Origin of the sequence: Halomonas sp. AOP7-E1-9 (assembly GCF_052376035.1) — a bacterium.
Lineage (GTDB): Bacteria > Pseudomonadota > Gammaproteobacteria > Pseudomonadales > Halomonadaceae > Vreelandella > Vreelandella citrativorans.
The window spans coordinates 23768-37946 of the sequence record NZ_JBQSVC010000014.1; the positions used below are offsets into that span (position 1 = coordinate 23768).

Annotated in this window: 15 protein-coding genes and 1 tRNA gene; 4 read left to right on the plus strand and 12 right to left on the minus strand. The window is 54.0% G+C overall.

What is annotated here, in order from left to right; all coding sequences use genetic code 11:
• Positions 1–69: 69 nt before the first annotated feature.
• From ACT3R4_RS09705 to ACT3R4_RS09715, 3 genes are all read right to left on the minus strand, one after another.
• Positions 70–1755: an AMP-binding protein gene (locus ACT3R4_RS09705; protein ID WP_441678747.1), complete on the minus strand. Its 1686-nt coding sequence runs from the start codon at positions 1753–1755 to the stop codon at positions 70–72.
• A gap of 246 nt (positions 1756–2001) precedes the next feature.
• Positions 2002–2781 (minus strand): class II glutamine amidotransferase, encoded by a 780-nt coding sequence (locus tag ACT3R4_RS09710; RefSeq protein ID WP_441678749.1) that lies wholly within the window; start codon positions 2779–2781, stop codon positions 2002–2004.
• Between the two features lie 33 nt (positions 2782–2814).
• Positions 2815–3243 (minus strand): hypothetical protein, encoded by a 429-nt coding sequence (locus ACT3R4_RS09715; RefSeq protein WP_172117063.1) that lies wholly within the window; start codon positions 3241–3243, stop codon positions 2815–2817.
• A gap of 62 nt (positions 3244–3305) precedes the next feature.
• On the opposite strand from ACT3R4_RS09715, the gene ACT3R4_RS09720 reads away from it, so the two are divergent.
• Complete coding sequence (locus ACT3R4_RS09720) at positions 3306–5408, plus strand: S9 family peptidase (RefSeq protein ID WP_441678814.1); 2103 nt, start codon at positions 3306–3308, stop codon at positions 5406–5408.
• Positions 5409–5549: 141 nt separating this feature from the next.
• Positions 5550–5732, plus strand: a complete 183-nt coding sequence (locus ACT3R4_RS09725; protein WP_441678751.1) for a hypothetical protein — start codon at positions 5550–5552, stop codon at positions 5730–5732.
• Positions 5733–5819: 87 nt separating this feature from the next.
• Here the strand turns inward: ACT3R4_RS09725 and ACT3R4_RS09730 are convergent, their stop codons facing one another.
• The 8 genes from ACT3R4_RS09730 to grxD all read right to left on the minus strand — a co-directional run bounded on the left by ACT3R4_RS09730 (position 5820) and on the right by grxD (position 11956).
• Positions 5820–6275, minus strand: a complete 456-nt coding sequence (locus tag ACT3R4_RS09730) for a YcgN family cysteine cluster protein (protein ID WP_172117064.1) — start codon at positions 6273–6275, stop codon at positions 5820–5822.
• A 2-nt stretch (positions 6276–6277) separates the two neighbouring features.
• Positions 6278–6877: an acyl carrier protein phosphodiesterase gene (locus tag ACT3R4_RS09735; protein ID WP_441678753.1), complete on the minus strand. Its 600-nt coding sequence runs from the start codon at positions 6875–6877 to the stop codon at positions 6278–6280.
• An 8-nt stretch (positions 6878–6885) separates the two neighbouring features.
• Positions 6886–7188 (minus strand): YcgL domain-containing protein, encoded by a 303-nt coding sequence (locus tag ACT3R4_RS09740; protein ID WP_193057112.1) that lies wholly within the window; start codon positions 7186–7188, stop codon positions 6886–6888.
• Positions 7185–8318, minus strand: coding sequence for a ribonuclease D (gene rnd / locus ACT3R4_RS09745; RefSeq protein WP_441678755.1), 1134 nt, complete (start codon positions 8316–8318; stop codon positions 7185–7187). The genes ACT3R4_RS09740 and rnd overlap by 4 nt, the downstream gene beginning before the upstream one ends.
• Before the next feature lie 51 nt (positions 8319–8369).
• On the minus strand, positions 8370–8975 hold the full coding sequence (recR, locus tag ACT3R4_RS09750; RefSeq protein WP_172117068.1) for a recombination mediator RecR: 606 nt from the start codon (positions 8973–8975) through the stop codon (positions 8370–8372).
• Between the two features lie 3 nt (positions 8976–8978).
• Positions 8979–9305 (minus strand): YbaB/EbfC family nucleoid-associated protein, encoded by a 327-nt coding sequence (locus ACT3R4_RS09755; RefSeq protein WP_172117069.1) that lies wholly within the window; start codon positions 9303–9305, stop codon positions 8979–8981.
• A 60-nt stretch (positions 9306–9365) separates the two neighbouring features.
• Positions 9366–11465: a DNA polymerase III subunit gamma/tau gene (dnaX, locus tag ACT3R4_RS09760; protein ID WP_441678757.1), complete on the minus strand. Its 2100-nt coding sequence runs from the start codon at positions 11463–11465 to the stop codon at positions 9366–9368.
• A 140-nt stretch (positions 11466–11605) separates the two neighbouring features.
• On the minus strand, positions 11606–11956 hold the full coding sequence (gene grxD / locus ACT3R4_RS09765) for a Grx4 family monothiol glutaredoxin (RefSeq protein ID WP_087106653.1): 351 nt from the start codon (positions 11954–11956) through the stop codon (positions 11606–11608).
• Positions 11957–12162: 206 nt separating this feature from the next.
• Between grxD and argF the strand changes: the two genes are divergently transcribed.
• Complete coding sequence (gene argF / locus ACT3R4_RS09770; RefSeq protein WP_441678759.1) at positions 12163–13083, plus strand: ornithine carbamoyltransferase; 921 nt, start codon at positions 12163–12165, stop codon at positions 13081–13083.
• A 157-nt stretch (positions 13084–13240) separates the two neighbouring features.
• Here the strand turns inward: argF and ACT3R4_RS09775 are convergent.
• Positions 13241–13316 (minus strand) — tRNA-Ala (locus ACT3R4_RS09775).
• A 180-nt stretch (positions 13317–13496) separates the two neighbouring features.
• Between ACT3R4_RS09775 and uvrY the strand changes: the two genes are divergently transcribed.
• Positions 13497–14147: a UvrY/SirA/GacA family response regulator transcription factor gene (gene uvrY / locus ACT3R4_RS09780; protein ID WP_087106657.1), complete on the plus strand. Its 651-nt coding sequence runs from the start codon at positions 13497–13499 to the stop codon at positions 14145–14147.
• The last annotated feature ends 32 nt before the right edge of the window (positions 14148–14179 follow it).

Genomic DNA, 14179 nt, shown 5'->3' on the forward strand with positions numbered 1-14179 from the left:
GCGACGCCTAACCAGTGGCGTAATCGCTCATCAGTGCGTTATCTATTTTCGTCACTATAGACGTCTCCTCTAACTATCTGCCTCACTGGCCGCAGGCTCGTTTTCATCGCGCAGTTCACGGCGCAATACTTTGCCCACATTGGTTTTGGGCAGTTCATCACGAAACTCGATAAACCTGGGCACTTTATAGCCGGTTAACTCTTTTTTGCACCAGCTACGCAGCGTTTCGGCATCCAACTGACTGTTTTTGGAGACGACAAACAGCTTGATGACTTCACCTGCGTCGTCATCCGGCACACCGACTACCGCCGCTTCGATAATATCCGGATGAGCGGCGACCACGTCTTCCACCTCATTGGGGTAGACGTTAAAGCCCGACACCAGAATCATATCCTTCTTACGGTCAACGATGCGGATGTAGCCGTCGTCCTGAAGCACAGCGATATCACCGGTATGAAACCAGCCACCCTCATCGATGGAGTTACGGGTTTCATCGTCTCGCTGCCAGTATCCCTTCATCACTTGAGGGCCCTGCACGCAAAGCTCGCCCGGCTCGCCCAGAGCCACATCATTGCCATTAGCATCCACTACTTTTACCGAGGTGCCTGCAACGGGCTTACCGATCGTACCCAACTGAATATCATCGGTTGGGTTAAAGCTCACAATTGGCGAGGTTTCTGTCAACCCATACCCCTCAGCAACTGGGCAACCCGTCGTTTGCTCCCAACGCAGGGCGGCTGCCTTGGTGAGCGCCATACCACCAGAAATAGTCAGCTTTAGATGGGAAAAATCGAGCTGCTTAAAGTCGTCACGATTACACAGCGCATTGAACAGCGTATTTAAGCCAATAAACGCTGTGAACTTTAGCCCTTTAAGCTCTTTTATAAAGCTATCCAGATCACGGGGGTTGGTAATCAGCAGCGAATGATTGCCTGACTCCATTAAAAACAGGCAGTTAACTGTAAAGGTGTAGATGTGATAAACCGGCAGCGGAGCTATTACTAACTCCTCGCCCGCGTTTAGATGCGTACCAATAGCGGCACGCGCCTGCAGCATATTAGCAATCAAGTTACGGTGGGTTAGCATCGCCCCTTTTGGCAGGCCGGTTGTGCCGCCGGTGTACTGCAGCGCGGCCAAATCATCCTGCGCTCGGCTTACCTCAGTGTGATTTAAAGAAGCGCCCTTTTTCAAAACATCACGAAAGCTTAACGCGGTGGGCAGCGAGTAGGCAGGCACCATCTTTTTCACATGCTTCACGACCGCATTAATCAACCACCGCTTGGGCAGGCCGTGCAGGTCTCCCAGCTCGGTGACCAGCACATATTTGATATCGGTTTTATCAACGACGTTTTCAAGCTTTTTAGCCATATTAGCTAATATCAACACAGCCTTGGCGCCTGAATCCTTAAACTGGTGGGTCATCTCCCGCTCGGTATAAAGCGGATTGGTATTTACCACGACCAGACCTGCCCGCATGGCACCAAACACCGCCACAGGGAACTGCAAGACATTGGGCAGTTGAATGGCGATCCGGTCGCCCGGCTTCAAATCAGTCTCGTGCTGAAGCCAAGCGGCAAAGTCTGCTGAGAGACGGTCAAGATCAGCAAAAGTAAGCGTTTTGCCCATGCAGCTAAAAGCAGGCTTTTGCTGATACCGGCTTACAGCCGCGTGAAAAACATCTGTGACAGAGTCGTACTTATCCAACCCTTCAAGCGCTGGGCCGCGTAAAATAGGCGCTGTGGCGTGTTCGCTCATGGGCAATCTCCGCTATCCATGTCGATGTTATAACCGACCTTGTTATTGTCGCGAGGCAAGAGGACCAACGATATACGACCCCAGACATGCTGTAAAACGATCGATTGAAACTTGTGTTTCAACTTTAGCCGATAAAGGGCCGAACTCTTAACTTTCCTCCTAACCTTCCTCCCATCTTTTCTAAATGTCTACGTAACAATGTAGCGTAATAGACAGTTCTTATGGACAGTTCTTATGGACAAGCCCTTATGGACAATAACGCGCCTCGATTTCTCCTTCACGCCACACTAAAAGCTCGCCGGGCACCATGGTGCACCAGGCTTCATTGTGGGTTAGCGGCTCGGTGGCTATAACAGAAACCACATCATTGGGTGTCGTGTGCTCGGCAAAATTAACCGTAAGTTCGGCATCAGAAAGCTCGGCATCACCAAAGGGTGCTCGCCGGGTAATATGCGCAAGCTTCGTCGAGCAGTAGGTATAGAGATACTGACCATCGGACAGCAACAAGTTAAACACGCCCAGAGCACGTAGCTGTTCACATCGCGCGTGCAGCGTCTCCCGCAAGGGTTCGGGAGATGCCGGGGCCGTTGGAAAAGCGTCTCGCAGTTGACCCATTAGCCAACAAAAAGCATGTTCGCTATCGGTATTGCCAACCGGCGTGTACACCCCCAACGGTAAGTGCTGCCATTCGCTTAGCTGGCCATTGTGCGCATAGCACCAAGGGCGGCCCCACATTTCACGCGTAAAAGGGTGAGTATTCGCCAGGCGCACACCGCCAACGTTTGCCTGGCGGATATGGCTAATCACTACGTTTGATTTAATCGGGTAATCGCAGATTAGCCGTGCGATGGGCGAGTTGACAGAAGGATGCGGGTCACGAAACTCGCGATACCCGCCCTCTTCATAAAAAGCGATACCCCACCCGTCGCGGTGCGGCCCAGTGCCGCCACCACGATGTAAAAAGCCTGAAAAACTAAAGCAGATATCGGTCGGGACATTAGCGCTCATCCCCAACAGCTCACACATAACAGCGCCTCCTTCCGCTTTTCATTATCTGCATTAACCAATAACCGGTTCGCGGCGACGCGTAGGCTGTGGGTCTTCAGCTTCCTCCTGTTTCACGCGCTTGGCGGGCGGCGCACTTGGCGGCCGACGCCACCACCAGAGAGCAATGCCTATCGCTGCGCCGATAGCAATCCCAGCGACCAGGCACAACAGGCTGCCACGCAGCGCATTAACGTTATGCTCAAGAAAACCAACCGCGGCCACCATCGCCGCAGGCGCCCAACCGGTATAGAACTCACCCTCTTCTACTAGCGGTAGACGAAACATCGCTGGCGTCCACATGGCGCCCGCCATTCCCCACGTCACCACCAGGCGCGGCAAACGCGGTAGAAACGCCACCGCAAAATAGATGGCAATGACGACCAGCAGCGAAATACCGTAATAACTTAGCCACAGCTGTGACATTGAACCTGTAAACAGCATAATACCCCTCATGTGGGTGCATGCACCCGACGTTAATTTCCCGCTATGGTACCTATCAATTTATGAAAGCACAGCCAGACACGCTCGCAGGCTCACCCGTCGCGCGCTATTATCGCGCTAATGATCCCAAATGGCACTGGTTGGAAGCACGAGATTCGCCTGATGTTAGCGCATTTTTAGAAGCCGCCAACCAGCAGCAGGCCCAATGGTTTGCACCGCTGGCTCCGCTGGCCGAAACGCTCTATAAAAGCCATCTTGCGCGCCGTGAGCTTGCCGTCACCAGCCTTGAGACAGCGCTTGACCACTTTACGTTCTGGAGCGAGACCGGCGCCGACGATGATTACCCTCGCTGGTGGCGTTTCCCAAACGGGCAACCGGCACAGCGTGAATGTTTTTTTGATGTTCAAGCCCGTGCTGCGGATGAAGAATTTTATGACATGGGCGATATGGCACTCTCTCCTGACGAGCAGTGGCTCGCCTGGACAGAGGACACACAAGGAGACGAGCGCTACACACTTTGGATAAAATCGCTGCCCAGCGGCGAGCCTGTCTCTCTACTCAGCGATATTGGCGCGGGCTTATGTTGGGCTGAAGACCAGACAGCAAGCTCGGCAACCCTCTTTTTTACTCGATTTGATGCAACCCAACGCCCTGACAGCATTTGGCAAGTATCGCTCCCTTTTAGCGCACCTGCACAGCACTCAGCGCCTACTCTGGTGCTGCGTGAAAAGGACCCTGAATTTTGGCTGGGCATTGGCAAAACCCGCTCGCGCCAGTGGTTACTGATCGAAAGCGGCTCGAAAGATACCAACGAGATTTACGCACTGCCCGCGCATCAGCCATCGGCCGTGCCACTCTGTGTGCAGCCCCGTCAATCCGGCGTTGAGTACACGATTGATCACCGGCCAGGCACCTTTTACCGCGTCCATAACCAGACAAGCGCGCATTTTCAGCTCGACTTCCTGGACGAACCTGCCTTGGGTAACCCTGAAGCACGCTGGCAGCCAATTATCGCGCCGCGCGATGACACCACACTGGAAGGTATTGACGCGTTTTCCTGGGGACTGATTATCGCAGAGCGCGACCATACCCAAGCGCAGGTAGTGCTGCGTCGCTGGGTGTTGGATGCACAGCATCATCGCCTGGTTGACGACTACCTTAGCCTGCCAGAGCAACCCTGTTCCCAATCACTTGAAGATGCGCCGCACTTTGACACCCAGGAATTACGCTTACGCGAGGAGTCTTTTACACAGCCCCCCAGCTGGTTTGCGCTTGATCTTGCCAGTGGCGAGCGAACACTCCTTAAGCGCGTTCCCGTTTATGGTGGTTTAACACCGGAGCAGTTGGTAAGCCGCCGAATATGGGCCACCAGCGCAGATGGCGAGCAAGTACCGATCTCTATCGTAATGCGTGCGGACCTGGTCGGCGAGCCATTACCCACGCTACTTTATGGCTACGGTGCTTACGGGGAAGCGCTTGACCCGTGGTTTTCTATTGCCCGCCTGGAGTTGCTTGAACGCGGCGCCGCGTTTGCAGTTGCCCATGTGCGCGGCGGTGGCGAGCGGGGTGAACCCTGGTACTTGCAGGGTAAAATGGCGCACAAAGAGAATAGCTTTAACGACTTTCTGGCCGCGCGGGATGCGCTGGTGGAGTGCGGAGTAAGTGACCCTGCGCGAGTAGTCGCTTACGGCGCCAGCGCTGGCGGTTTATTGGTCGGCACGTGTGTTAATCGTGCTCCCAAGGCTTTTTGTGCCGCTGTGCTTGATGTGCCGTTTTTGGATGTCTTACGCACGATGCAAAACCCCGAACTTCCCCTAACCACCGCTGAGTACAGCGAATGGGGAAACCCCGAAACACCCGAAGTGGCCGAACGCATTCGTCACTACTCGCCCATGGACAATATAACGGCCCAAGAGTATCCCGCGCTTTGGATTGAAGGCAGTTGGTTTGATACACGGGTGAGCTACTGGGAGCCTGCCAAATATTACGCGCAAGTCACCCAACAGCAGCTAGGCAGCGCCCCTGTTTTGATGCATACCGATATGAGCAGCGGGCATGGCGGTGCATCCGGCCGATTTAAAGCGTGGCAAGATACCGCTAGGCAGGACGCGTTTATCCTTTGGGCATTGGGGTTAGCCGCCGATTTCAAGGATAGCGCCATCTAAGCAGCCCACTGCTTTAAACCTCCCATCGTTAGGCAGCCTTCGTGCTGCCTTTTATTTTTTTGAAAATACTTTCCACAAAAACCATTTTGCTTCATACTCAACTTTAGTCGAATACTTTTGCCTTTACTATTGGAGCAAGCAATGAAGCACCAGGACCACTTCCCAACCATTTGGGACATGCCGCTTAAGCAACCGTCCGCCAAGCCGAATAAAAACAGAGCAGCTAAAAACACAGCGGCTAAAAACGGAGCAGCTCAACCATCCTTGTTCAAAGGCATAATGCTTGCCTTAAGAAATATAGCCAAGCACAAGCCCGTCGCCTAACGATCACGTCAGGCTGGATATTTGTGTGGACCGGCTTAATGTCGTCAAAAAGGAGAGGGCTGGGGCTGCCACTTGCAGGATGGTTACTTACATGGGCAGTACAGCAATAATGTGGGATTCAAGTTCTCGTTCAGGCACATCATCCTGAGAGACCGCAAAGCTACGCACGCTGATGCCTTTACGGTGCACGCGCTCGGCATCATTACTCAGCAGCGGATGCCAGCCAGCTAACTTCCGCCCTTCGGATACTCGGCGATACGCGCACGAAGCGGGCAGCCAGGTAAACTCTTTTACCAGTGCAGGCGTCAGTTGGGTGCAGTCAGGCACACTATCAAAGCGATTCGGGTAATCACTGCATTGGCAGCTTTGAATATCCAGCAGGCGGCAGGCGACGTTCAAGACAGCCAGCTCCTGCGTTTCATCATCATGTAGCTTTAACAGGCAACACTGCCCGCAGCCATCGCAAAGTGCCTCCCACTCTTGCGGGGTAAGCTCTTCCAGCGTGTAACGCTCCCAAAAGCGCTCGCGCATTCCGGTTTCCATCCTTACTCCTCTTGCGGGTTATACGCGTAATTTACAGCCCCATCGCTGCTTAACGTGGCGCTTAACGCTGGCCATAGCGAATGATAATCCGCTTCCAGTAAACGATAGTCGCTTTGCAGCCAAGGGATGAGTTCAGCAAGCCGATTTGGTCCTGACAAGCGCTGACCAAGACCCGCAACTGCCTTGCAGGTAAAATCAAAATCGGCGTAATTTCTTAGCCAATCGTGCTTGATCATAAAGGGCATCATCGCCTCCAGCCGATTGGGCGCCGGTCTCGCTGACAACAGGCGATAACAGCGCTCTACCATTTGCTGCTGCTCAAGCAAGCCGGCCTTATCTCGCGCTAAAAAATGATCCCACACAATATCCAGCGCAATACCAGCGTAGCGTCGCTTATCTGCAGGCGCCCGATGTTTCGCATTTAGCACGCTTGGATGCTGGTCGACCCAGGCATCCACTTTACGGTGATGCTGTATGCCGCTCGCGACATCCGCTGGCCAATCACCCAGATGGCTACCTTTAACACCATCGGCAATCAGGTTGCCGTAAAGAAAATCATCACTCCCTTCACAGGCAAGCCAGGCATGGGCCAGGAAATTCACGGTAGCGGCTACTGCGCCGCATCGCGCGCGTTTAATTGCGCGCGATGTACATCAAGCAAGTAATCCTCTTTTGCAGGCGGCATCTGCAGATAAAAGCCCTGCTCATCAATAGCGGCTATAACGTCATCCACATTTACTCGGGCCAGTTTTTTATCGGCGGTGAGAATCATGGTGAATACCGCGACGGGCTTTCCAAACGTTGCGAGCAGCGCCTCAGGAACGGGCGTGAGCCCTTTGCGCTTATCAACGTATAAATACATTTCATCTTTTCGCGAGCTTTTAAAAATCTCACAAAGCAGCTTGTCACTCATTTAGACAACTCCTTTAATGCCTGCTCAAGCTCATCGGCCAAACATTCGCCCCGCCATCCTTGTGGCAGAGTTAACGGCTGGCTTGCCATGTCCTGCATGACCAACGCCTCAATATCACGGCGGCGCATCAACACTTCAGACGCCATGCCAAGCCCGGCCGCTTTCGTGTTAATAACGGATTTTAGGGCTTTGAAACGTTGTTTAAAGGCGGGCTGCATCGGGTCCGGCCAGCGCGCCAACAGCTCATTTTCGTCGCAGTGCTGGGCCTTTTTAACCATTGCCAATAGCGTGTCGCCCTCTTTTTTGACCAACGCTGGCTTAAAGCCTTCCACCTCGGCCAACTCATAGCGATTTTTCGGCATGGCGTCAGCAGCTGCAAACAGCAACTTGTCACTAATAAGCCAATTGCGCGGCAAATTACGCCGCCGTGTTTCGCCTTCCCGCCAAATGGTCATCAGCCGATAAGCCTCTAATTGGCGCGGATCAAGCCGCCATAGCTGACGGTGACGGGCGTACCACTGGCCATCCGCTTCAACGCTGCGCCCGGCCTGTTCGATCAAACTGGCACACTCTTCATGCAGCCATTGGCCGCGGCCTAACCCTTCCAGTCGTTCAGCCTGATGCGCCCATACTTGAAGCAGGTAAATAACATCCAACGCCGCATAGTCACACTGAGAGGGCGTCAAAGGCCGCTCTAGCCAGTTGGAGCGCGTCTCCTCTTTGGGCAGCGTTTCGCCTATCCAAAACTCCACCAGCTTTTGATACCCCATCGAGGGCACTTCACCGAGAAACCCTTGAGCAACCTGCGTATCCACCAATGGCGTTGGTAACACCCCGGCCCAATGCTGAAAAACTTCTAAATCTTCACTACACGCATGCAGCAGTTTAATGGCGCTATTTTGCAGTAACTGCCGAAAGTCAGGCGTGCAGGACGTGGCCAGCGGGTCAACCAAGTACGCAACGTCCCCGGCAGCAAATTGAATTAATGCAGGGACGGGGAAAAACGTGTTTTCACGGAAAAACTCTGTATCCAGCGCGATGACAGGGGCGTTGGCCACTTGTGCGCAGGCCGCGTCAAGCGCCTCGGGGCTGTCAATCCACTGGTATACGGGGGAGGCTAGAGAAGACAAAGCATACTTCCAGGTTGCTACAACCGCGATTGCGCTTGCAATGTTGATGGGTTAATCGCTGGTAAAGGGCTGTCGGCCATTAAACGCACGGCTTAAGGTACCGCCATCGACATACTCAAGCTCACCACCCATAGGCACACCATAAGCTAAACGTGAAAACTTCACGCCGTAGTGGGCCAATTGAGCGGCGATATAGTGCGCGGTTGCTTCACCTTCGACGGTTGGGTTGGTCGCCAGTACAATTTCTTCGATATGGCCTTCTGCTACACGCGTTTCCAACTGCTCAAGCCCAATCGCGTCAGGACCGATACCATCCAAAGGCGACAAGTGCCCATGAAGCACAAAATAGCGGCCCTGAAAGCCACCCGCTTCCTCAATCGCCAGCTGATCAGCGGGTGACTCAACCACACACAATAAGGCATCGTCGCGGCGAGGCGTTTCGCATATCGCGCAAATATCAGCTTCGGTCAGCGTGCGACAGCGCTGACAGTAGCCGACCTCGTCAATCGCTTTTTGAATGACCGAAGCAAGACGCTGACCGCCTGCCCGCTCACGCTCAAGCAAATGCATTGCCATACGCTGGGCCGTCTTCGGCCCAACCCCTGGCAACACACGAAACGCATCCATCAGTTGTTCAATAAGAGGAGAAAATCGCATTACTTAGAACGGCATCTTGAAACCAGGCGGCAGGTTCAATCCAGCCGTTGCTTCTTCCATCCGAGCTTTAGAGTTTGTTTCAACTTTACGTACAGCATCATTCACCGCGGCGGCTAAAAGATCTTCAAGCAGCTCTTTATCTTCTTCCATTACGCTTGGATCGATGCTGACCTGACTCACGTCATGGCGTCCGTTCATGGTGACTTTAACCATGCCTGCGCCGGCTTCACCGTATACTTCTGACTGAGCGGCTTCTTCCTGAATGCGCTGCATTTTTTCCTGCATCTCTTGGGCTTGCTTCATCAAGTTGCCCATTCCACCTTTCAACATGGTGTGCTCTCCTGGCTAATTAAAGACGGGGTTGTTAAAAAACGAGTATCCGGTGCAATGCTAACGCTTGGCGGCCGCGGGCTTGACGGTTGATTCTATCAGCGTCGCACCAAACGCCTGCTGTAACTTCTGTATATTGGGATCGTGGTTCAAGAGATCAACAGCCTGCGCATGCTGCTCTTGATTCAACCGCTCTTCGCGCTGACGCGGTGTCTCACTGTCCGTCGAGAGTTCGGCCACCATGAACTCTACCCGGCGCGGCAGCCCTTGTTCACTTAATGCGCGCTCGATGCGCGTTTTATGGACATCTGCCTGCATGGCCGCTTGGCTTGGATCCAGGCGCAGCATCAACGTATTGCCATCGTCGCTCTCCAGCAGACAATTCGCCGCCAAACTGCGCGTTAAGCCGCCCAAGCCTAGAGAATCAAAGCATAGCAGCCATTTTGCATGGTCCAGCACTTCATTGCCGACGTCAGCGATGGGCGCTGTCTGCTCAGGGGCTGGCACGGCTTCTGACTCAGAGGTTGATACCGGCGCTGAAGCCAACACGGTCTCTGAAGCGGGGGCTTTGCGAACACTTGGCGAAGGCGCTTCCGCTTGGCCGCTTTCATGTGCTTCGGCTTGCTCCACCTCATCAAGTGACCATGGCGGCGGCATTGGGCTATCCGCGGCAGCTGCCTCGTTATCGTCTGTTTTATAGCCCGTTGAGCCCATGTGTATATCGGGACTCTCGCCAGGATCTTCCCCTTCAACGCGTGCATCAGACGCTGGCTGCTGGCCATGTTTTTTTTCGAGCTCTGCTTGCGGCGTATCTATATGGTCTATGTCTGCCTTTGGCTGATGCCCAGCCCCAGGTAAAGTGGCATCGGGTAGAGAGCTAACCGCAGACGCGGCAGACGTTTCGGGCGCTGGTTGAACATAATTGCTGACCGAGGCTGCGGCAGGTGGCTTAGCCGCCGTACTGGCTGGCGCTGCGCCCTGCCCCACACTTTGGCTGCCCCCTGACCCTGTTGGCTCAGCACGCAGCGGTAGCGGCGTGCGGGGCGGCTTGGGCACGCCCTGCGGCCGGAACGCGAGCATGCGCAGCAGTGTCATTTCCAGCGCACTGCGCAAGTCAGGCGCGTGTGCCATATCGCCTCGGCCTTGAAGCCCTATCTGGTAGTAGAGCTGAATATCTTCAGCGGTAAAGCGGCTGGCAAGCTGTAAAATAGCCTCTCGATCACCATGACTGTTATCGACGGCGTCCGGTACCATCTGAGCAACAGCCAGACGGTGCAAAATAGCCGACAGTTCGTCTAGTACGGCGGCAAAATCCGGGCCCTGTTCTGCCAGCTGTGCTACTTCAGCCAGCAGTTGCTGCACATCCACATCCGCCAGCGCGCTTACCAGCGCTAAAATATGCCGGTGGTCCAGCGTTCCCAGCATCGCCGCTACATCGACATGGCGGACCGTGCCCTGCCCAAAGGCAATCGCCTGGTCGGTCAGGCTCATGGCATCGCGCATTGAGCCTTCGGCTGCTTTGCCTAATAGCCATAACGCGCTTTCATCAAATGCCACACCCTCTTCACCCAACACGTAGGTCAGATGCTCAACGACTCGCTCCGGCGGCATGTGTTTAAGCGTGAACTGCAGGCAGCGCGACAGCACCGTTGCAGGCAGCTTTTGCGGATCAGTAGTGGCAAGCAGAAATTTAACGTGGGGAGGCGGCTCTTCCAGCGTTTTCAATAGCGCGTTAAAGCTGCTGGTTGAAAGCATGTGCACCTCATCAATCAGGTACACCTTGTAACGACCCTGGGTGGGCGCGTACTGAACGTTATCCAGTAATTCGCGGGTATCTTCCACCTTGGTGCGCGAAGCCGCGTCGACTTCGATCAAGTCGACAAAACGCCCTTCATCAATGGCTATGCAGCTATCGCACTGACCACACGGTGTTGAGGTAATGCCCTCATCGCCGCGTCCGTTAGCCGTACAGTTCAAACACTTGGCTAATATGCGTGCAAGCGTGGTTTTGCCGACACCGCGGGTGCCGGTAAATAAATAGGCGTGGTGAAGACGCCCTTGGTCAAGCGCATTGACCAGGGCGCGCTGAACATGGGCCTGGCCCACGAGTTCGTGGAATGTACGTGGTCGCCACTTGCGGGCCAGAACCTGATAGCTCATTGAGCAATACTTCCTTCGGCGGGCTGTCCTGATGATGCATCTTTCAATAACAGCAGGTGCCACAATGCGTGATAAAACGCCATTCTAGCGGCTACGCCGCAGCCCGCCAACCGCCCGAGCGGGCAACTCGGGCGTTATCGTTAGGCGTTATCTGCACCGTCTTCAGCACCCGCCCGCTGAGCAGCTTCTTTAACCAGCTTTTCGAGTTCGCCGTTTTGATGCATTTCAATGACGATATCGCAGCCACCGACCAATTCACCTTCAACCCATAGCTGCGGGAAGGTAGGCCAATTAGCGATTTTAGGCAGCTCAGCACGAATATCCGGGTTATCCAAAATATTAACGAACGCAAAGCGCTCACCGCAGCTCATCAGCGCCTGAACCGTCTGCGCCGAGAAGCCACACTGAGGCAGTTGAGGCGAGCCCTTCATGTAAATAAGGATCGGGTTTTCACTGATTTGACGCTGAATATTTTCGGCTGTGGTGCTCATGTGAGTACTCCATTAAGTAAAGAACCAAACGACAAGGTGAGTATACGCACGAAATAAACCGTGATTCACTCAGGTTAAACGCCTTGCTAAATACCTGAGTGCGCCACTCGGCCTTAATCTTTGGACGCCATTCTACGCGTGCCGTTCGCGTTGCGCATCCCCCGCCGCCTCGCTAGGATGGTGTTTTTACGCGGAGAGAAGCAATCATGGCGACACGCCATTTCCTTACCCTGCTGGATTTGACGCCCGATGAACTGAGTTATTTGATTCAGCGTGCCATCAAAATTAAAACAGATCTTAAAGCCAACGGGCCGGAGTATACGCCGCTGGCGAACCGCACACTGGCGATGATCTTTGAAAAATCGTCTACACGTACACGCGTATCGTTTGAAACCGGCATGGCGCAATTTGGCGGGCACGCGCTGTTCTTATCTCCGCGCGACACTCAGTTAGGGCGCGGCGAGCCAATCGAAGACACCGCTCGCGTGCTTTCCGAGATGGTCGATGCCGTTATGATCCGCACCTTCTCTCATGCGGGCCTTGAAACCTATGCCAGCGCCAGCAGCGTTCCCGTCATTAACGCGTTAAGCGATGACTATCACCCCTGCCAGCTACTGGCCGATGTGATGACCTGGACCGAGCTACGCGGAAGCGTTAAGGGCCGCACCGCCGTCTGGATTGGCGACGGCAACAACATGTGTCACTCGTGGATTAACGCGGCGCGCCAGTTTGATTTCCATCTTCGCATTTGCTGCCCGAAAGGCTACGAACCACGCGCCGACATCATGGAGGCCGCTGGGGATCATGTCACACTAATGCACGACCCGCAGGCAGCCATTCAGGGCGTAGACCTGGTGACCACCGATGTTTGGGCGTCCATGGGTCAAGAGGAAGAGCAGGCCAAGCGTGAAGCGGATTTTTCCGGCTTCCAGGTCACAGAAACCATGCTGGATCAGGCGCAAAGCGATGTACTGTTCTTACACTGTCTGCCTGCACACCGTGGCGAAGAGATCAGCCATACGCTGCTTGATGACCCCCGCGCAGTGGTGTGGCAAGAAGCTGGAAACCGCTTGCACGCGCAAAAGGCGTTAATCGAGTTTTTACTGCTTGGCCAGGTTAGCGAATAAACCCGCATCAATAGCCACCAAAGAACCCTGTTTGGTGGCTATTGATATTGATGTTTTGCATCAGATGGCGAGTTTTAGGCAACTATCACCCAAGAGCCATTGATACACACATACGAAAAAGCCTCGCTATGAATAGCGAGGCTTTTTCGATTAATTCTGGTGGAGCCTAGCGGGATCGAACCGCTGACCTCAACACTGCCAGTGTTGCGCTCTCCCAGCTGAGCTAAGGCCCCAATGCCGTCGCCCTTACGGACTAAGCGAGGCGCATGCTATTATGAAACCGGACCAAGGTCAAGAACCCATTCAAATACGCATTTGCTAATTCTACTTTATAGTCAGCTGTGGCACTCTATGGGTCAGCGTCAGAGGCTACCTTCTGAGCCCACTATGTTTCCACGCAGGAGCCAGCCCCCTTGATCAACGTTCTAATCGCCGATGATCATCATCTGGTAAGAACCAGTATTGCTCATCTGCTAAATGAAGAGAGCGATATCAAAATTGTCGGTGAGGTCGACGATGGCGAAAGCGCAGTCACCCAGTGCCGTCATTTAAAACCGGACATTGTCCTGATGGACATACGCATGCCGGGGATAGGCGGGCTGGAAGCAACGCGCCGCATCCATCGTACGATGGAAGATATCAAGGTACTGATCTTAACGGCGCACATGGAAGACAGCGTACTACGCCGCATGTTGGAGGCTGGCGCATCAGGGTTTTTAAGCAAGGGCGCCGGCGCAACAGAAATGACCGATGCGATCCGCCAGGTATTTCATGGTCGTCGCTACGTCAGCCAAGAGATAGCCCAGCGCTTGGCCTTGTCTCACTTTACTAACGAAGACAACCCGTTTAGCCATCTCTCCCATCGCGAGCTACAAATTGCATTAATGATCGTCAACTGTCAGCGCGTTCAGGATATTTCTGACCGCTTGCATTTGAGTCCCAAAACCGTGAATACATACCGCTATCGGCTATTTGATAAACTTCAGGTGGCCACCGATGTCGAACTGACACACCTGGCACTACGTCATGGGCTAGTGGATGGCTTTGACGCCAGTCAGGGATAAACCTAACATCCTTAGCCACTCCTCGGCGTTCG